At 27.9% G+C, this 20968-nt stretch carries 19 protein-coding genes; 18 read left to right on the forward strand and 1 reads right to left on the reverse strand.

The features are described from left to right. The 12 genes from fldC (at window position 1) to BN1711_RS02190 (ending at window position 11973) form a co-directional block, all read left to right on the forward strand. Window positions 1-1125, forward strand: a complete 1125-nt coding sequence (gene fldC, locus BN1711_RS02135) for a phenyllactyl-CoA dehydratase subunit FldC (RefSeq protein ID WP_050606558.1) — start codon at window positions 1-3, stop codon at window positions 1123-1125. A gap of 137 nt (window positions 1126-1262) precedes the next feature. Then, on the forward strand, window positions 1263-2396 hold the full coding sequence (locus tag BN1711_RS02140; protein WP_050606559.1) for an acyl-CoA dehydrogenase family protein: 1134 nt from the start codon (window positions 1263-1265) through the stop codon (window positions 2394-2396). Window positions 2397-2408: 12 nt separating this feature from the next. Next, complete coding sequence (gene etfB / locus BN1711_RS02145; protein WP_050606560.1) at window positions 2409-3203, forward strand: electron transfer flavoprotein subunit beta; 795 nt, start codon at window positions 2409-2411, stop codon at window positions 3201-3203. 17 nt (window positions 3204-3220) lie between these two features. Next, complete coding sequence (locus BN1711_RS02150; protein ID WP_050606561.1) at window positions 3221-4423, forward strand: electron transfer flavoprotein subunit alpha; 1203 nt, start codon at window positions 3221-3223, stop codon at window positions 4421-4423. 157 nt (window positions 4424-4580) lie between these two features. Continuing rightward, window positions 4581-5717: a YkvI family membrane protein gene (locus tag BN1711_RS02155; RefSeq protein ID WP_129582113.1), complete on the forward strand. Its 1137-nt coding sequence runs from the start codon at window positions 4581-4583 to the stop codon at window positions 5715-5717. 555 nt (window positions 5718-6272) lie between these two features. Beyond that, window positions 6273-7262, forward strand: coding sequence for a D-isomer specific 2-hydroxyacid dehydrogenase family protein (locus BN1711_RS02160; RefSeq protein ID WP_050606563.1), 990 nt, complete (start codon window positions 6273-6275; stop codon window positions 7260-7262). A gap of 170 nt (window positions 7263-7432) precedes the next feature. Then, entirely contained in the window at window positions 7433-7732 is a 300-nt protein-coding gene (locus BN1711_RS02165; protein ID WP_050606564.1) for a DUF4491 family protein, read from the forward strand. Window positions 7733-7843: 111 nt separating this feature from the next. Then, on the forward strand, window positions 7844-8788 hold the full coding sequence (locus BN1711_RS02170; RefSeq protein ID WP_050606565.1) for a DUF1002 domain-containing protein: 945 nt from the start codon (window positions 7844-7846) through the stop codon (window positions 8786-8788). 262 nt (window positions 8789-9050) lie between these two features. Beyond that, on the forward strand, window positions 9051-9725 hold the full coding sequence (locus BN1711_RS02175; protein WP_050606566.1) for a TetR/AcrR family transcriptional regulator: 675 nt from the start codon (window positions 9051-9053) through the stop codon (window positions 9723-9725). 168 nt (window positions 9726-9893) lie between these two features. Beyond that, window positions 9894-10061 (forward strand): zinc-ribbon domain-containing protein, encoded by a 168-nt coding sequence (locus tag BN1711_RS02180; RefSeq protein WP_050606567.1) that lies wholly within the window; start codon window positions 9894-9896, stop codon window positions 10059-10061. A gap of 121 nt (window positions 10062-10182) precedes the next feature. Continuing rightward, on the forward strand, window positions 10183-11529 hold the full coding sequence (locus BN1711_RS02185; protein WP_050606568.1) for a glucose-6-phosphate isomerase: 1347 nt from the start codon (window positions 10183-10185) through the stop codon (window positions 11527-11529). A gap of 3 nt (window positions 11530-11532) precedes the next feature. Then, window positions 11533-11973 carry a YaiI/YqxD family protein gene (locus BN1711_RS02190; RefSeq protein ID WP_050606569.1) on the forward strand — a complete coding sequence of 147 codons (441 nt, stop codon included), beginning with the start codon at window positions 11533-11535 and terminating at the stop codon, window positions 11971-11973. An 18-nt stretch (window positions 11974-11991) separates the two neighbouring features. Here the strand turns inward: BN1711_RS02190 and BN1711_RS12500 are convergent, their stop codons facing one another. Continuing rightward, the gene (locus BN1711_RS12500) at window positions 11992-12156 is read right to left on the reverse strand and encodes a hypothetical protein (RefSeq protein ID WP_163249016.1); all 165 of its coding nucleotides are present in this window, start codon (window positions 12154-12156) and stop codon (window positions 11992-11994) included. A gap of 130 nt (window positions 12157-12286) precedes the next feature. On the opposite strand from BN1711_RS12500, the gene BN1711_RS02195 reads away from it, so the two are divergent. From BN1711_RS02195 to ligA, 6 genes are all read left to right on the forward strand, one after another. Continuing rightward, on the forward strand, window positions 12287-14290 hold the full coding sequence (locus BN1711_RS02195; protein WP_050606570.1) for a triple tyrosine motif-containing protein: 2004 nt from the start codon (window positions 12287-12289) through the stop codon (window positions 14288-14290). 59 nt (window positions 14291-14349) lie between these two features. After that, a complete protein-coding gene (locus BN1711_RS02200; RefSeq protein ID WP_050606571.1) occupies window positions 14350-15018 on the forward strand; it encodes a lytic transglycosylase domain-containing protein in 669 nt (222 codons plus the stop codon). 249 nt (window positions 15019-15267) lie between these two features. Next, entirely contained in the window at window positions 15268-15984 is a 717-nt protein-coding gene (locus BN1711_RS02205; protein WP_050606572.1) for a pseudouridine synthase, read from the forward strand. 279 nt (window positions 15985-16263) lie between these two features. Then, on the forward strand, window positions 16264-16563 hold the full coding sequence (locus tag BN1711_RS02210) for a YerC/YecD family TrpR-related protein (protein ID WP_050606573.1): 300 nt from the start codon (window positions 16264-16266) through the stop codon (window positions 16561-16563). Window positions 16564-16705: 142 nt separating this feature from the next. Further along, the gene (gene pcrA / locus BN1711_RS02215; protein ID WP_050606574.1) at window positions 16706-18916 is read left to right on the forward strand and encodes a DNA helicase PcrA; all 2211 of its coding nucleotides are present in this window, start codon (window positions 16706-16708) and stop codon (window positions 18914-18916) included. Between the two features lie 14 nt (window positions 18917-18930). After that, window positions 18931-20928: an NAD-dependent DNA ligase LigA gene (ligA, locus tag BN1711_RS02220; protein WP_050606575.1), complete on the forward strand. Its 1998-nt coding sequence runs from the start codon at window positions 18931-18933 to the stop codon at window positions 20926-20928. The last annotated feature ends 40 nt before the right edge of the window (window positions 20929-20968 follow it).

Consider the following 20968-nt stretch of genomic DNA (forward strand, 5'->3'; position numbering starts at 1 on the left):
ATGTCAAATGTAGATAAATTGTTTAACGAGTTTAAGGACATAGTAGAAGATCCTAAGAAACATATAGAAAGATATATGAAGGAAACTGGTAAAAAGGCTATAGGGTGTATGCCTTTATATAATCCAGAGGAAATCATAGTAGCATTAGGAATGTTCCCAGTTGGAGTATGGGGTTCTAATACAAGTCTTTCAAAAGCTAAAACATATTTTCCAGCATTTATTTGTTCAATACTACAAACAACTTTAGAAGACGCTTTAAATGGAAAATATGATATGTTATCTGGAATGATGATTCCTAATTATTGTGACTCTTTAAAGTGTATGGGACAAAATTTTAAACTAACTGTTGATACTATTGAATTTATTCCAGTAACTATTCCACAAAACAGAAAACTAAAGGCTGGAAAAGAATTTTTAAACAGTCAATATAAAATGAATATTAAACAGTTGGAAAAGATATCTGGTAATAAGCTTACAGATGAATCTTTAGAAAAAGCTATAGAAATGTACAATGAACATAGCAAAACAATGAATGAATTTTCAAAGTTAGCATCAGAATGCCCAGGTATAATATCACCAACTAAGAGAAATTATGTTATGAAATCTGCTTATTTTATGGATAAAGGGGAACATACTGAAAAAGTTAAAGAACTGATGAATGAAATAAGGAAAATAGAGTGTAAGCCATTTGAAGGAAAAAGAGTTATAACTACAGGAATAATTGCTGATTCAGAAGATTTATTAAAAATCTTAGAAGAAAATAATATAGCTATTGTTGGGGATGATATAGCTCATGAATCTAGACAATATAGAACATTGATACCAGAAGCAGATACTCCATTGGATAGATTATCTGAACAATTTGCAAATAGAGAATGTAGTACTTTATACGATCCAGAAAGAACAAGAGGCAAAAATATAGTTGAGATGGCAAAGGAAAGAAAAGCGGATGGAATTATATTCTTCATGACAAAATTTTGTGACCCAGAAGAATATGATTATCCACAAATGAAAAAAGATTTTGAAGAAGCAAAAATTCCACATGTAATAATAGATACTGATATGCAAATGAAAGATTATGAACAAGCTAGAACTGCAATTCAAGCTTTTGCAGAAACACTTTAGCATATTATTTAAGTATTTAGTATAAGAAATAACATTGATTTTTCTTAAAATTAAATAGAATATTTTAATCTAGAGAAAAATCAATGTTTATATTTATATAAGCTAATAGAAATTCTTAAAATATTAGGAGGGATATGATGATTTTCACAGAACAACACGAACTTATTAGAAAATTAGCAAGGGATTTTGCAGAAAAGGAAATAGAAACTATAGCAGACGAAGTGGATAAAACTGCCGAGTTCCCTAAAGAAGTCATCGACAAAATGGCTAAGCTTGGATTTTTTGGAATAAAAATGCCTAAAGAATATGGCGGTGCAGGGGCTGATACTAGAGCTTATGTAACTATAATGGAAGAAATATCCAGGGCTTCTGGCGTTGCTGGAATATATTTATCATCACCTAACTCATTACTTGGAACACCATTTTTACTAGTTGGTACAGAAGAACAAAAAGAAAAATATCTAAAACCAATGATTAAAGGTGAAAAGAAATTAGCTTTTGCTTTAACTGAACCAGGAGCTGGATCAGATGCAGGCGCTATTGCAACAACTGCTAAAGAAGATGGAGATTATTATATATTAAATGGAAGAAAAACATTTATTACAGGAGCTCCAATATCAGATAATATTATAGTATTTGCTAAGACAGACATGAGTAAAGGAACAAAAGGAATTACTACATTTATAGTAGATAGTAAACAAGAAGGAGTATCTTTTGGTAAACCTGAAGAAAAGATGGGTATGATTGGATGTCCAACTAGTGATATTATTTTAGAAAATGTAAAAGTTCATAAGTCAGATATACTTGGAGAAATAAATAAAGGATTTATAACTGCAATGAAGACTTTGAGTGTTGGACGTTTAGGAGTTGCAGCGCAAGCACTAGGAATAGCTCAAGCTGCTGTAGATGAAGCGGTTAAATATGCAAAACAAAGAAAGCAATTTAATAGACCAATTGCTAAATTCCAAGCTATTCAATTTAAATTAGCTGACATGGAAACTAAATTAAATGCTGCAAAATTATTAGTATATAATGCTGCTTACAAAATGGATAAAGGAGAAAAAGCAGACAAAGAGGCTGCTATGGCAAAATACTTTGCGGCTGAATCTGCTATTCAAATAGTAAATGATGCATTACAAATACATGGTGGCTATGGCTACATAAAAGAGTATAAGGTAGAAAGATTATATAGAGATGTTAGAGTAATTGCTATATATGAAGGAACTTCTCAAGTTCAACAAATGGTAATAGCGTCAAATCTTTTAAAGTAAGGAGTGAACGAATTGAAAATAGTTGTATGTGTAAAACAAGTACCAGATACTAATGAAGTAAGAATAGACCCTGTAAAAGGAACCCTTATTCGTGAAGGTGTGCCTGCTATATTAAATCCAGATGATGCTAATGCTTTAGAGCAAGCATTAAGATTAAAGGATCAATATGAAAATGTAAAAGTTACAGTACTTACTATGGGAATACCATCTTCATCTTATATGTTAAGAGAATGTTTAGCAATGGGGGCAGATGAAGCTATATTAGTAACGGATAGAGCTTTTGCAGGAGCAGATACATGGGCTACATCTAATGCTTTAGCTTCAGCTTTAAGAAAGGTAGGAGATTATGACTTAATATTTGCTGGGAGACAAGCAATAGATGGCGATACAGCTCAAGTTGGACCTCAAATAGCAGAAAGACTTAATATCCCTCAAGTAACTTATGTTATGGGCTTTGATTATAATAAAGATAAAAATACACTAATTGTAGATAGACAATTAGAAGATGGATATGAAAGAGTTCAAATTAAATCTATGCCAGCTTTAATTACTGCCATTAATGAATTAAATGAGCCTCGTTATATGACTGTTGGAGGCATAGTAGATGCATATAAAAAAGATATTAAGATATTTACAATTAAAGATTTAGATGTTACTCCAGATGAAGTAGGTTTAAATGCTTCTCCAACTTCAGTATTTAGATCATTCGCACCAGATAAAAAACAACAAGGTGTTATGTTGAATGGAACACCTGAAGAAATGGTAGGAAAATTAGTAACAGAACTTCAATCTAAACATTATATTTAAGTTTTGGGAGGGTTATTATGGCTATTAATATAAACAAAGAAAAATGCAAAGCATGTGGTATATGTGAAAAGCAATGCCCATTTGATGCTATTCATGTAGTTAACGGATTAGCAGAAGTAAATGAAAAGTGTACAATATGTGGATCTTGTGTAGAAGCTTGTCCATTTGATGCAATAGAAAAAGAAGAAAAAAAAGCTGTAAAAAAAGATATAAGTGCATATAAAGGTGTATGGGTATATGCTGAACAAAGACAAGGAGAACTTACTCCAGTAGTAATAGAATTATTAGGAGAAGGTAAAAAATTAGCTGACGAAATAGGAACAGATTTATCTGCAATTTTATTAGGTGATAATGTAGGAGCGTTAGCGGAAGAACTAGTAAAATATGGAGCAAATAAAGTATATGTAGCAGATGATAAAAAATTAGAAAACTATACAACAGATGCTTATACAACAGTAATTTCAGATGCTATCAATGAATATAAACCGGAATCAGTTCTATTTGGAGCCACTCATATCGGAAGAGATTTAGCTCCTAGAATTGCAGCAAGAGTTGATACTGGACTTACAGCTGATTGTACAAAATTAGAAATAGATCCTGAAGCTAAAAACGTAAAACAAACTAGACCTGCATTCGGTGGAAACCTAATGGCAACTATAGTATGTAAAAACCATAGACCACAAATGTCTACAGTAAGACCTGGAGTTATGGAAAAGGCACAATTTAATGAAGATAATAAAGGTGAAATAATAAATTTAAAAGTAACCTTAAGTGAAGATGAGATAAGAACTAAAGTTTTAGAAATAATTAAATCTTCTAAAAAGCAAGTTTCTTTAGTTGATGCAGACTTTATAGTATCTGGTGGTAAAGGACTTGGAGATGCAGATGGATTTAAATTATTACAAGAATTAGCTGATTTATTAGGTGGAGTAGTAGGCAGTAGCCGTGCAGCTGTTGATATAGGATGGATAGATCATTCACATCAAGTTGGACAAACAGGAACTACAGTAAAACCAATAATCTATATTGCTTGTGGTATATCAGGAGCTATTCAACACGTAGCAGGTATGTCAAATTCAGATGTAATAATTGCTATAAATAAAGATGAAAATGCACCAATATTTGAAATAGCTGATTATGGAATAGTTGGTGATCTATATAAAGTAGTACCAATATTAATTGAAGAAATAAAAAAGATTAAAGAATCTAAAGCTGTATAATTCAAGTAATGAAATATATTACAAGGAATAAAACGAGAATCTTCTTATTTTGTTTCTTGTAATATATATTAGCTAACATAGTTAAAAAAATAACAAATATATTATATAAGAGGAATTAGTTACAATAATATATATGTTAAGGGGAGTGAATTTGTCAATGGATAATAAAGATAAGAAAAATGAAACAAAAACAAAAAAGTCTGGGGTTCCTATATATCTAGGGATTGCAAGTGTATGGTTTGGTGCCCATTGTGGTCCAGGAGTAGCATCAGGTAAACAGACTGCAGTTTTTTATAGTGAGTTTGGTAAATGGGCATTTATAACTCCTGTTATAGCAATGATATTAATGGGACTTTGCATTTACTGTTCTATAGAATATGCACGTATAACTAAGGTGAAAAATTTTAGGGAATTAACAGATAGTTTATTTCATCCATATGAGAAAATATTTTCAACATTTTTTGAAGTTACGTTTATAGCAACTGTTCTTATGGTAGTAGGAGGATGTATAGCTACGGGAGCAGAAGTATTAAAAGAATATATAGGTTTACCTATATTTATAGGAAGTATAATATTAGTTGTAATTACTATACTTTTATCTATGTATGGAGCTAATTTAGTACGTTCTTCATCAACTGTTATGACTATATTTATAATAGTTTGTTTAATAGCTATGGTGGTACTAGGCTTACTTTCCCCAAAGGGGAATTTTTCAAGTAATTGGAGCACTAAATCTTTTAGTGATACTTCACCTTGGAAGGCTATAGCTATGGCAGTTGTTTATACTGGTTTCCAATCAGCAGGAAATATTGCTAATGCAGTTTCTGTATCTCAAGGAATAGAAGGAAAAAAAGAGTCCAAAAAGGCAGCTATTTTAGGGGTAATATTAAATACATTACTTATTTTAGGCATCGTATTTTTATTATTTGCGTACCCTCAATCAGTAACTAAAACTTTACCAAACTATTTTGTAGCGGAGAAAGTAGGATCTTCTGTATTATTATTTTCTTATGTATTAATGGTTTTACTTGCGGTTATGAGTACTAATGTTTCTTTTGCTTTTTCTGTTGTATCCCGTTATGGAGAAAAGCTTCCTATGGAACCAGGAGTGAAAAGAGACTTTATTGTAACTACAGTTTTAATGATATTATGTGTAATAGTATCTGCATTAGGATTAGACACTATTGTAAGTAAGGGATATAAGTATTTAGGATATGCTTGTATATTTATAGTAGTTATACCAATAGTACTAGTTGGAAGTAAAAAAATTAAGAAATTAAGTTCAAATAAATAAGATCCTAAAAGGTAGATCTTTTTAGGGTTTACCTTTTATATTTATAATAGTTAGAATCTATAAATATAAAATTTTTATTAAGTACATTAATTATAATTTTGTTTTTTATAATATTTATGTAAATATTTAATAAGGGTAATTACGACATTTTTCTTTTGAAGTTTAAAAAAATTTATAAAAATTAATCTTTTTTTAATATACTATAATAATTGATTTAATAATAGTTTAACAATATTTTCGGTAAGGATAAGTTATTTAAAGGTTTGTGAAAAAATGAAAGAATAATAAAATAAATTAAGATATTAGTTAAATATTAAAATTTTAATATTTGTTAAAGAAGATAGTTCCAAGGAGTTTAACTATATTAATGATAAAAAAATTGTTGAAAAATTAAATTAATAATGTATGGGTATATAAATTTTAAATTTGAATATAAATGTATTGAATCAATAAATGTATATAATTTCTATAAAATGTAACGAATGATTGACAAATAACAAACAATATGATATTCTGGAATTGATCGAATATTATAAAAATTAGGGGGTATATTTCATGAAGATTTTAGCATATTGTGTAAGACCAGACGAAGTTAGTTCTTTTGAAAAATTCTCAAAAAAATATGGACATGATGTAAAGATGATACCACAATCTTTTGGACCAGAAGTAGCTCATCTAGCTGAAGGATATGATGCGGTTTCAATATTGGGAAATTGTAAGGCTAATAGAGAAGCTTTAGAAAAGATAAAATTTTATAATATAAAATACTTAGCAACTAGATCTGCAGGGGTAAATAATATAGATTTCGAAGCTGCTAAAGAATTTGGCATAAATGTAGCCAATGTTCCAGCTTATTCACCAAACTCAGTTTCTGAATTAACAATAGGTATTACATTATGTTTAACTAGAAAAATACCTTTTGCGTTAAAAAGAGTTGAATTAAATAATTTTGGATTAGCTGGACTTATAGGTACAGAATTAAGAAATGCAACTATAGGAGTTATTGGTACAGGAAGAATTGGATTTGAAGTAATTAAGGCATTCTCAGGTTTTGGGGCTAAGATGATAGGTTATGATATTATAGAAAATGAGAAAGCTAAGGAATATATAGAATATAAAACTTTAGATGAAGTATATAAAGAAGCAGATATAATAACTTTACACACTCCTTTAACAAAGGAAAACTATCATATGATAGGAAAAGAAAGTATAGAAAAGATGAAAGATGGAGTTTTAATAATAAATGCAGCTCGTGGGGCATTAATTGATGGAGATGCATTAATAGAAGGATTAAAATCAGGTAAAATTGGAGGAGCAGCATTAGATAGTTATGAGTATGAACAAGGTGTATTCCATAACAATAAAATGAATGAAATTATGAAAGATGATACATTAGCAAGACTTAAGAGCTTTTCTAATGTAGTAATAACACCTCATATGGGATTCTATACAGATGAAGCTGTATCTAATATGGTGGAAACTACTCTTATGAATCTACAACAATTTGAAAAAGAAGGAAAATGTAAGAATCAATTAGGTAAATAATCCTAGCAGATATGAGTAAAAAAGCTATTATAATATATTATTAATTGATTTATTAAAAAGTCCTATGCAAATGCATAGGACTTTTATATTAAATAATATTTAACATATATATAATTAATGTATAATATATCTATAAAATATTATAAAATACCAGAGGGGAAGGAAATATTATGAATTTTCAAGGTGTTTTTATAGGATTAATTACATTTTTAATTATAGGATTATTTCATCCTTTAGTTATAAAGGGGGAATATTATTTTAGTAAAAAAATCTGGCCTATTTTTTTTATAGCAGGAATCATATTTATTATTTGTGCATTATTTACTAAAAGTAACATGATTAGTAATGTTTTAGGGGTAACGGGATTTTCATGTTTATGGAGTATTTTTGAAATATTTGAGCAAGAAAAAAGAGTTCGAAAAGGATGGTTTCCTAGAAATCCTAAGAAAAAAATATTCATTAAACTTTAAATTATATGTAACTATATTTATACTTTTAATATTTATATATATATTATAATATATATATGAACTAAAATATTATTTTTAGTTTTATATAAAAAGATAAAGGAGATTGAAAATATGAAATCTAAAATAATTATAAGCAGACTATTAGTTTTTATGTTGGCTATTACTATGGTAATATCTATATCAACAAAAAAAGTTTATGCAGATGCCTATAAGGTAGTTACGGTAGGTGCAGATTTAAATAAACAACAAAAAGATGATATGCTTAAATATTTTAAAGTTACTAAAGATGAGGCTAATGTAATAGAAGTTACTAATTCTGAGGAAGAAAAATATTTAAATGGAGTAGCATCTAAAAAACAAATAGGAACTAAAGCTATATCATGTTCTTATGTAGAACCCACAGATAAGGGTGGATTAAACGTATCTACTCATAATATATATTGGGTTACAGAAAACATGATAAAAAATGCTTTAATTACTGCGGGAATAGAAAATGCCAACATAAAGGTATCAGCACCTTTTAATGTATCAGGTACAGCCGCTCTTACAGGTATATTAAAGGGATTTGAAAAAAGTAAGGGTGGAGAAAAAATTGATGAAAAAAAGAAAAAGGCAGCTAATGAAGAATTAGTAGTTACAGGTAAATTAGGTGAAAAGATTGGACAAGATGAAGCAGCAGGATTAATTAATGAAGTTAAAAAAGAAGTTATTAAAGATAAGCCTAAAACAGAAAAGGAAATAGAAAAAATAGTTGTTAATGTAACTAATAATTATGGTAAGAATTTAAGTGATGAAGATATTAAAAGCATAAGTAAACTAATGGATAAAATAAATGGACTAGATTTAGATTTCAAACAAATAAAAAGTCAGTTAAATGATGTGACTAAACAATTAAAAGGAAAATTAACTAGTGAAGAAGCGCAAGGCTTTTTCAGTAAACTATGGAAATCAATTAAAGAATTTTTCTCAAACTCTTCTAAAGATAGCAGTTTTAATACAATAGAACAAAATAATAAAAGTAACATAAATTTTTATAATAAAATAGAAAATTTATAAAAATTAATATGAAATTATTCTAAAAGGCTGTATTAAAATAATTATCACAAATTATTTTGATGCAGTCTTTTGTAATAAATTTGTAGGTTATGAATAAAATATAGTTATACTTTTATTACATATGGTAAATATAATTACTTAAATTCCATATTTTATTAATTCTATAACAATAAAATTAATATTTGTATTGCTAGAAATGAAAAATGTAATATAATTAAATTAAGAATGACTTTAAGTCAATATATACTTAGGAGGATTTAGTATGGTTTTAAAAACTAAGGCAAAGTCATCTGGTAGTAGTAAGATTAAGAAGGGTAGTAGATTTTTAGAAAAGAAATTATTAAAAGAAAAAAGATTATTTGACGCTGCCTACGAACTTTTTATATCTAAGGGTATAAATGATACTTCTATAGATGACATAGTAAAAAAAGCTGGGGTTGCTAAGGGTACATTTTATTTATATTTTAAAAACAAATATGATATTATAGACAGAATAATAATAAAGAAAAGTTTATCCATAATAAAGGAAGCTTTAGAATATACCATGTCTAAGGAAAAAGATGATTTTATAGAATCAGTTTTATGTTTTACAGATTATATAATAGAGTACTTAAAGGATAATAAGAGACTTCTTAGATTAATACATAAAAATCTTTCATGGGGAATATTCAGAAAAGCATTAACTAGTTCTACTCAAACGGTAGATATAGAAAATATTAGAACTGCATTTAATGAGGCATTAATTAAAGGTGATGTTGACGAAAAAGAATTTGAAAAAAGACTATTTATGATAATAGAACTTACAAGTACAGTTTGTTATAGCTCTATAATTTTAGGAGAACCATACTCTATAGGAGAAATGAAAGAATGCTTATTTGATGTAATAAGTAAAATACTCCAACCACTAGTTAAAAATAGTACATGTACGGTGGTATAACTTGGAGTAAATATATATTGTATAGTAATTTATTTTATGATATAATAAATTATAGTTATATTTAATAGAGATTTTAACTAGTAATCTTGGAGTATCATATCCCTTTTGTTTGGGAATAATATTCTTTAAAACTGGTTAAATCCCAAATAAAAGGAGGATCATTTAATAATGGAAGATAAGCAATTAGTATGTGAAGACTGTGGAAAAGAATTTGTATTTACAGTAGGAGAACAAGAATTCTACAAAGAAAAGGGTTTTGAAAATGAACCAAAGAGATGCCCTGAATGTAGAAAGGCTAGAAAACAACAAAGAAACAACAGAGGTTTCAGAAAATAATTAATAAGCAAGATTAAGCTGTTGGTAATATATCGACAGCTTTTTGTATTTTAAATAATAAAATAGCATAAAATTATACAACATATATATAGTTTAATAAACAATTGGAGGTACTGAGCATATGTCATTAACATTAGATTTAACTAATACAAAACCTTATTTTAATAAAGGAGAATTGGATTATGTAAAATCTGTAGTAGAACAATTGCATAATAATCTTCATGGAAAAACAGGTGCAGGAAATGATTTTTTGGGATGGATTGATCTTCCGGTAAATTATGATAAAGATGAGTTTAAAAGAATAAAAAATGCTGCTAAAAAAATAAGAGATAATTCAGATGTACTTATAGTTATAGGTATAGGAGGATCTTATTTAGGAGCTAGAGCAGCTATAGAAATGCTTTCACATACTTTTTATAACAATTTATCAAAGGATAAAAGAAAGTCTACGGAAGTGTATTTTGTAGGTAATAATATAAGTTCAACATATATGGCCGATTTATTAGAATTAGTAGATGGAAAGGATATATCTGTAAATGTTATATCAAAATCAGGAACTACAACAGAACCAGCTATTGCGTTCAGAATATTTAAGGAACTATTAGAAAAAAAATATGGAAAAGAAGGTGCAAAGGAAAGAATATTTGCAACTACAGATAAGGAAAAAGGAGCACTAAGAACTTTAGCTAATGAAGAAGGTTATGAAACTTTTGTAATACCAGATAGCGTAGGTGGAAGATTTTCAGTTCTAACACCTGTGGGATTATTACCTATAGCAGCATCAGGTGTTGATATAGATGAGGTTATGAAGGGTGCTGCAGACGCTAGAGAAGCCTATTCATCACCTGATTTAGAAAATAATGATGCTTATAAATATGCAGCAGTTAGAAATGCTTTATATAGAAAAGGAAAAACTACAGAAATGTTAGTTAATTTTGAGCCATGTTTACATTATTTTGGAGAATGGTGGAAGCAATTATACGGGGAAAGTGAAGGAAAAGATGGAAAAGGAATATTCCCAGCAGCAGCAGATTTTTCAACAGATTTGCATTCTATGGGACAATACATTCAAGATGGACTAAGAAATTTATTTGAAACATTTATAAATGTAGAGAAACCAAGAAAATCAATTATCTTACAAAAAGATAAAGATAATTTGGATGGACTGAATTTCTTAGCAGGGAAAGATATGGATTTTGTAAATAATCAAGCTTTAAGAGGAACTGTTTTAGCTCATCATGATGGGGGAGTTCCAGTTATGATTTTAAATGTACCAGAATTAACTGATTATTATTTTGGTCAATTAGTTTATTTCTTTGAAAAAGCTTGCGGATTAAGTGGATATTTATTAGGAGTAAACCCATTTAATCAGCCAGGAGTAGAAGCTTATAAGAAAAATATGTTTGCACTTTTAGGAAAACCTGGTTATGAAGATATGAAGTCTGAGTTAGAGGAAAGATTAAAATAATATATGAGAATATTAGTGGATGGAGATGGATGTCCAGCTAGAAGTATAATAGAAAAGGTTGCTATAAAATATAAGCTTTCATTAATTATATTTTGTGATATTAACCATATTCTAAAAAGTGATTATGCAATGATAAAATATGTAGATCATGGATTTCAAAGTGTAGATATGGTTATAGCTAATGAATGTAAGAAGGAAGATATAGTTATAACTCAGGATTATGGAGTAGCTGCTATGGTGCTTGGAAAAAAGGCTAGAGCTATAAGTCCTAAGGGCAAAGTATACAATGATAGTAATATAGAGCAAATGTTACTAGAAAGACATATAAATTCTAAACTCAGAAGAGCGGGATTAAAAACTTCTAAACATAAAAAAAGAAGCTTAGAAGATGATAAGAGATTAGAAGGAAATCTTATAAAAATTATAGAAGAACTGATGAATTAATCATCAGTTCTTCTATAATTATTTCATATCTTTAAATTCTAAATTGTCTTGAGGTCCTTCAGGAAATAATAATCCATTTACGGTTCTTTCTAGAATTGGATATCCTTTATAAGATTTACCATAAGTTATAGTGTCCTTTTTATATACATAGTCAGCATCATAATTACTAAATTTTTTTTCCATTTTAAGTACCTCCTTTAATATAAGTTTTCCCATGAAGTATAATATTATAAATAGAATAAAATTCTATGACAAATTATGGAATTATAGTATAATAGAAATGTAGTATAATTTAAGCAGGGGATGAGAGAATATGGAAGAATTAAATATTGTTTTTGATAAAGAGAGTCCTCAAGAAAAGGATAGTGTTATAAATATAATAGCTAATATGGAATGTGATAGAAAAATTGTTTATAAGTTTATAATAGGTAAGGATAGTATATGGAATACAGTAAGGCAATTTACCGACAGTAATATTTATAAGTGGCATCCTAAGGAAGATGGTAAATATATTATAATGGTACAAGCTAAATATAAGGGAGAAAGTAAACCTTTTAACGCTATAGCTAAATGTGATTATATAATAGGTGAAAATGATGAAAAGCTTATAAAAAATGTATATTTAAATAAAGATGATTTAAATTTAGGAGAAAAGTTAGAAGTAGTGGTAGAGAGTACTAAATTTCCTTTAATGTTTAGATATTGGATAAGAGAGGATTCTAATTGGAGTATGTTAAAAGATTACTGTACGGAGAATATTGTCTCTTTTACAGTAAAAAAATCTGGTATTCAAGAATTATTAGTAGAGTGCAAAAGTTTGAATTCTACTAGTGAGTATGATGATTTTGCTACAGCAGTATATAAAGTTAATTCTATAGATAATATAGAAATAGTAGATTTCAAATGTTTAACAAATGATATTATATGTAATGAAGAACTAATTTTTAATGTAGAGGCTGTATATTCAGAAGAAAGAAATATACTGTATAAGTTTATAAAGATAAATCCTCAAGGAGAATGTGAGTGTATACAAAATTATTCTAGTAAGAATATGGTGTGCTACAAAGAAAATAAAAGTGGTGAATATAAGTTACTTTGTTTGGTAAAAGATATTTATTCTCAAAATGAATTTGATGATAGAGCTGTTTTAAAATTTGTTGTTAAGCCTTACAAAGATGTAGTTATAAGAAAATTTACAGCAAATTTAAATTCGCCTCAAATGTGTGAAACACCTATAGAATTAAAAATAAACGCAGAAGGTGGACAAGAACTTTTATATAGATTTAAAATAGAAGGAAAGCATTCAGAAAATTCAGGATATACAAGAAGTTCAACATATTTATGGAACCCTATGTTAAAGGGAAAATATAAAATAGAGGCATCAGTTAAGGATGTATCAAGTGAGGAAGAGTATGAAGATATATCTTATATAGACTATAATATAGAAGAAAATTTTAATAAAGAACCTATAACAATAGAAAAAGTTATTTTGGATAAAGGAAATAATGTAGTAAAAGGACAAGAAGTAATAATTAGGGTTATGTCTGATGGCATGGATAATGCAAGATACAGTTTTATCGTAAGAAAAAATGGTATAGAAAAAGAGAGAATAGAATATGGAAGCTGTAATTGGACCAAGTTTTTCCCAGATGAAATTGGCGTTTATGAAATAGAAGTATTAGCAAAACATAGGTATTCTTCAAGGGAATATGATTCTCATTTTATAACTTATATTAATAGTTATAGTTATATACCTGCAAATATAGATTATGTTCTATATCCCATTAAGGAAAGCTATATAGTAGGAGATGAAATTTTAATAAAAGTTATTACTGAGAATTCTAAAGAAAATTTAGTGAAATATATTTTGAATATAAATAATCAAAGAGTAGAGGAAACGGATTTTATATCAGATAAAAGCTTTATGTATGTGACTAAATGTAGTGGAGTCTATAATATAGAAATCTTAGCTAAAAATAAAAATAGTGATAGGGATTTTGACTCAAAGAAAGAAATAAATATAAACGTAAGAGAAGCTATGCCTATAACCAATACAAAAATAAAAATAAATGATACAGATATAAAAATTAATGAAACTGTAACCTTTACAGTAGAAAGTGAAGGTGGTCAAGGAGTGTTGTATCAGTTTTATTTAATGAATAAAGATGAGTGGCAATTAGTGCAAGACTATAGTAGAAAAAATTATTATACATTTATGCCTTTTAATAAAGGGAAATATGAGATATTGGCTCTATCTAAAAGTACTTATTGTAAATGTGCTTATGAGGATTATGATATATTAAGATTTAAAGTATAAATAATCTATAAACTATACGATAAATATAATAATAGCTATTTTAAAATGGTGGTGAATTTATGAAGATAAATAATAATGAAGTTATGGCGCAACAAGTTTTACAGATGCAATTTATGGGACAAATACTAAAAGAGGCCTTCAAGAACTCTAACTCTTTTCAATTAGTTTTAGAAAGTTTATTAAAAGCTATGGAAGATAATGTAGGTAATAATCCTAATGAAGGTTTCTTAGGGTTTTTAGATTCAGATTTAAAAAATCTTGGTTATGGAGCAGGAGAAAAATTAGAAAAAGTCAAATTAGATATGAATAATATAAAGTCACAAATAAAGAGTGGAAATATGACCATAGAAAATGCTGTAGAAAAAGCTGCAAGAAAATATGGAATAGATAGAAATCTAATAAAAGCAGTTATAAAGCAAGAATCAGATTTTAATCCTAATTGTGTATCCCACGCAGGAGCGAAAGGTCTTATGCAACTTATGCCAGGTACTGCAAGAGAAGTTGGGGTTTCAGATCCTTTTGATATAGAACAAAATATAGATGGTGGAACTAAATATTTAAAAAATATGCTAAATATATATGGAAATACAAAATTAGCTTTAGCAGCATATAATGCAGGTCCTGGAACATTAAAGTGGAGAGGTGTAAAAAACGACTCCGATATAAGTAGATTACCTAGTGAAACAAGACATTATGTAAAAAATATAATGAAAAATTATGGAAAGTAAATAAAATACTGACAAATATACTTGAAAAGCATATAAAAACTGGGGAATTAGTAATCATAATTCATTTTCTAAAGTGTGTTATAGTGAATTTGATGATAATTTCCCAGTTTTAGATTGTTTATTTTTACTTACTTTACAAGTTACAATGTTTGTATAATAAGCTCTTATTATATATAATTTAAGTATTCAACTAATAAATCCATAGATTATTGTAAAAATAATAGTGTAGTGAATTTTAGGAGGAGTTTAATGGAGAGATTAGATAGGGTATTAGCTAATTTAGGTTATGGTACTAGAAAAGAAGTTAAATCTTTAATTAAAAAAGGAGAAGTTCAAGTAAATGGAAGCATAACCAAAGATAATGGTATGCAAGTAGATCCAGAAAAACAAGATATATTGGTTTTTGGTGAAAAGATAAATTATAGAAAATACATATATTTGATGATGAATAAACCTCAAGGAGTTATTTCTGCAACTTATGATAATTATGATGAAACTGTTATAGATTTGTTAGAGGAAGAACATATAGTGTTTAATCCTTTTCCCATAGGAAGATTAGATAAAGATACAGTAGGGTTGCTTTTAATAACTAATGATGGGGAGTTAAATCATAGATTAACTTCTCCTAAGTGGCATGTGGATAAAATATATTATGCTCAAATAGATGGTTTAGTAGATGAAAATGATATTAAAAAATTTAAAAAGGGAATTATATTAGATGATGGATATGAATGTTTTCCTGCAAAATTAGAAATAATTCAAGCAGAAAATGAAAGATCAGAAGTTAAAGTTACTATACATGAAGGTAAATTTCATCAAGTAAAAAGGATGTTTAAAAGTGTTGGTAAAAATGTTGTTTATCTTAAAAGGGAGGAATTTGGGCCACTTAAATTGGATAAAAACCTAGAAGAAGGAGAGTATAGGGAACTTACAGACAATGAAATAAAGTTATTAAAAGATATATAAGTTTTAAAAATTATATTAATATAATGAATATTAAGCCATCATTTAAAAAAAATTCATAATAAACATTTGCAAAAAGTATTGCAAATAGTTATTTGTTTTATTATAATTATATGTGCAAGGATAAGTAAAAAGAATAAATAGCCCCCTTTTTATTTATGATGAACAGCCTATACCCCAATAGGCTGTTTTGTTTTTTATTTAGTAATTTTATAGATTAATGTTTTAATACATGATAAGATTAAAGTAGAAAACAAAGAGAGATGTAAGGAGTTGAGTCATATGGAAGAATATAAATCTAAGTTACAAACTGAGGAGATGGACTCTTTATATGAAGCAGTGTTAAGTTTAAAGACAAAAGAAGAGTGTTATAGATTTTTTGAAGATATATGTACTATTAATGAAGTAAAGGCATTAGAACAAAGACTTCAAGTAGCAAAAATGCTTAGAAAAAAGAATACATACTTAGAAATAGCATCAGCTACAGGGGCAAGTACAGCTACAATTAGTAGGGTTAATAGATGTCTTAATTATGGTAGCGGAGGCTATAACATAATTTTAGATAGGTTAGAAGATAAATAAATATTTTAAATAGTTTAAGTTTAAGAGTGTTAGTGTGTTTCCTAACACTTTTAATTTTTCAATTATTTTTTAATGTTTAAGTTAATAGTATAATGTTATAATATTAAAAGATTAAGAGAGTAATAACTAAGGAGTTGGTTACATGGATTTAAAGAAGGAATTAAATAGAGAGCAATTTGAAGCGGTAACTACAGTTAAAGGTCCTTTGTTAATATTAGCAGGGGCAGGTTCAGGAAAAACAAGAGTTTTAACATATAGAATTGCTCATATGATAGAAGATTTAAATATATATCCTTCTAAAATATTAGCTATAACTTTTACTAATAAAGCAGCCTCTGAAATGAAAGAAAGAATTAAAAGATTAATTGGAGATTTAGTAGAAGGCATGTGGGTATCTACATTCCATTCTAGTTGTGTAAGAATATTAAGAAGAGAAATAGATAAATTAGGATATGATAAGAACTTTACTATATATGATACTTATGATCAAAAAACTTTAATAAAACAATGTATGGAAGAATTAAAGATTAGCGACAAGGATAAAGATGGAATAACTGATAGAGAAATAATAAATGTTATAAGTAGTCAAAAAGATAACATGATTTCCCCTAAAGAGTTTAAAAGAATATCTGAAGGAAATTATAGAAAAGAAAAGATTGCTAATGTATATGAGCTATATCAGAAGAAACTTAGGAATAGTAATGCTTTAGATTTTGATGATTTAATATATAAAACTGTAGAATTGTTTAAAAACAACCAAGATGTTTTAGAATTCTATAGAAGAAAGTTTCAATACATTATGGTAGATGAGTATCAAGACACAAATAAGGTTCAATATGAACTTGTAAGACTTTTAGCCGCTTCTCATAGAAATATTTGTGTTGTTGGAGATGATGATCAGTGTATATATGAATGGAGAGGTGCTGATATAAGCAACATATTAGATTTTGAAAAAGACTATAAAGAAGCTAAAATTATAAAATTAGAGCAAAACTATAGATCTAAAGCCAATATATTAAAGGCTGCTAATTCCGTAATTAAAAATAATTGTCAAAGAAAAAGTAAGGCTTTAAAAACACAGGCGGAAGATGGAAATAAAATTAAAACCTATAGAGCTTATTCTGATATGGATGAAGCAGTTTTTGTTGCAACCCAAATTAAAAATTTGATTAAAGAAAACATAAGTTACAAAGATTTTGCCATTTTATATAGAACTAATGCTCAATCTCGTATACTAGAGGATGTATTTATGAAAAGAGATATACCATATAGATTAATAGGTGGTTTAAAGTTCTATGACAGAAAAGAAATAAAAGATATAATGGCTTATTTAAAACTTATAAATAATCCTTTGGATGACATAAGTCTTAGAAGAATAATAAATGTACCTAAAAGAAGTATAGGAGATACTACAGTAGGTAAGGTACAAAATTTTGCAAATGAAATGGATGAATGTCTATATAGTGTATTACTGGATGCAGATCAAGTTTTAGATTTGTCGGCTAGAACTTTATCTTCTATAAGAAAATTCGTAAGTTTATTAAATAGTTTTATAAGAAAGAAAGATGAAGTACCTGTTTCAAATTTAATAAAAGAGGTTTTGGAGGAAACAGGATATTTGAAGGGGCTTAAAAACTCCAAGAATGCAGATGATATAAGTAGAGTAGAAAATTTACAAGAATTAGTTTCAGCAGCTATGGATTTTGAAAGAGAATCAGAGGATAAGTCATTAGGTGCATTTTTAGAAAAGGTAGCATTAGTTACAGATATTGATAATTATGATGAGAATTCTGATAGTGTAGCTTTAATGACTGTACATAGTGCGAAAGGATTAGAATTTCCAGTAGTATTTATGGTTGGTATGGAAAATGGTATTTTCCCAGGAAGTAAGTCTTTAAATGATCCTAAAGAAATGGAGGAATCAAGAAGATTATGTTATGTAGCTATAACTAGAGCAAAAGAGCAATTGTATATAACATCGGCCCAAATGAGAAAAGTTTTTGGTAGAACTGTATGTTATCCTATATCAGATTTTATAACTGAAATTTCTAAAGAACTAATAGAAGAAATGAATATGGCTATGAAAAGTAATAAAAATTCTATGATGACTAATAATTTTAATAATTATAAAAGTAGATTTTCAGGAAGTACAGCTCCTGTTAAAAACCAACCCAAAAATGATTTAGATAAATCTTTGGTTAAGGTAGGAACAAAAATTAAACATAAAGAATTTGGAGTGGGAACTATAATTACTACAGCTCAATCAGGAAATGATGTAAAATTAACTATAGCTTTTGATCGCATGGGAATAAAAAATTTAATGTTAAGTATGGCGCCTATTGAAATAGCATAGGAGGTAATAAGACTATGGAAGAAAATAAAGTTAAACAAATGGAAGAATTAATTAGTTTATTAAATAAATATTCTTATGAATATTATACTTTAGATAATCCTACTGTTTCAGATAAGGAATATGATTTAAAATATGATGAATTAGCAAAGCTTGAAAAAGAAACAGGAATAGTGTTGTCTTATTCACCAACACAAAGAGTTGGTGATATAGTTTTAAAGGAATTTAAAAAGTATACTCATAAAGGTAAATTGTGGAGCTTAGATAAAGCTAAAAGTATAGAAGAAATAATAGATTGGCATAACAGGAATATAAAAGCAGTAGATCAATATAATTTAGAACACGAGGATAAGTTACCACCCATTGAATATGTAGTAACGAAAAAATTTGATGGTCTTACTATAAATTGTACTTATAATGAAAAGGGTGTATTAATTAAAGGGGCAACCCGTGGAACTGGAGAAGTGGGGGAGGACATAACATCTCAAACTAAAACTATTAAATCTATACCGCTTAAAATAAATAACAATAGCGTGATAGAAGTTCATGGGGAAGCTATAATGACAAAGGAAGCCTTTGAAGAATATAATAATAATGCAGATGTTCCTCTGAAAAATTTAAGAAATGGAGCAGCAGGTGCTCTTAGGAACTTGAATGTAGTGGAAACTGCAAAAAGAAATTTATCAGCTTTTTTCTATGACGTAGGGTATAATGAGGGAAAAGAATTTAAAACTTATGTAGAAATGATGGAATTTATAAATGTTATGGGATTACCACAAGATAATTACATTAAAATATGTAATGGAATAAGTGATATAAAAAAAGAAATAGAATATATTGAAGATATAAGAGATGATTTAAACTATGAAATAGACGGTATAGTAATTGTAGTAAATGATATGAAAACTAGAGATATATTAGGATATACTGTAAAGTTTCCTAAGTGGGCTATAGCTTATAAATTTGAAGCAAAAGAAGTTACAACCAAACTTTTAGATGTAGAGTGGAATGTAGGTAGAAGTGGAAGAGTTACACCTACAGCCATACTAGAACCAGTAGAATTGGGTGGGGTCACAGTTAAAAGGGCTACATTAAATAATATGGATGATATAGAAAGAAAAAATGTAAGAATAGGATGTAACGTATTTGTAAGAAGGTCTAATGATGTTATTCCAGAAATTATGGGAGTAGTTGAAGACAGTTTAGAAGGTAGTAAGAGTATAAATCCTCCTGAAGTATGTCCTTATTGTTCTAGTAAGCTTATTCAAAATGGAGTTCATTACTACTGTGAGAATTCATTATCTTGTAAACCTCAAATGGTAAAAAGTATAGTTCATTTTGCTAGTAGAGAAGCTATGAATATTGCAGGATTTAGTGAAAAGACGGCTGAGCAACTTTTTGAAAAATTAGACATAAAGTCTATATCAGATTTATATAAAATAAAGAAAGATGAATTATTAAATCTAGAAAAGTTTGGTGAAAAAAAATCACAGAACTTAATTAATGCAATAAATAATAGTAAAAATTGTGATCTTGCATCTTTTATATATTCATTGGGTATTCCCAATGTAGGAAAAAAGACTTCTAATGATTTAGTTAAGAAATTTAAAACATTAGAAAGTATACAAAAATCTACATTGGAAGAGTTAATGGAAGTCCCAGATGTAGGAGAAATAGTAGCTAAAAGCATATTCGAATTTTTTAATGACGATAAAATAATAGAAAATATAAATGAACTCTTAAATTTAGGAGTAACCCCAATTTATGAAGAAATAAAGGTAGAAGAAAATACTTTCACTGGAAAAACTGTAGTGGTTACGGGAACTTTAAGTTCCTATAGTAGAACGGAAATAAAAGAAAAATTAACATCATTGGGTGCAAAAATATCAAGTAGTGTAAGTAAAAAAACCGATTATGTATTAGTAGGAGAAAATCCTGGTTCTAAATATAATAAGGCATTAGAGTTAGGTGTAAGAGTCATAAGTGAAGAGGAATTTAAAACTATGATGAGATAATATTAATTATATAAATATAGGTTTACAATAAATTAAAAAA

Origin of the sequence: Clostridium niameyense, assembly GCF_001243045.1 — a bacterium.
Taxonomy (GTDB): domain Bacteria; phylum Bacillota; class Clostridia; order Clostridiales; family Clostridiaceae; genus Clostridium_F; species Clostridium_F niameyense.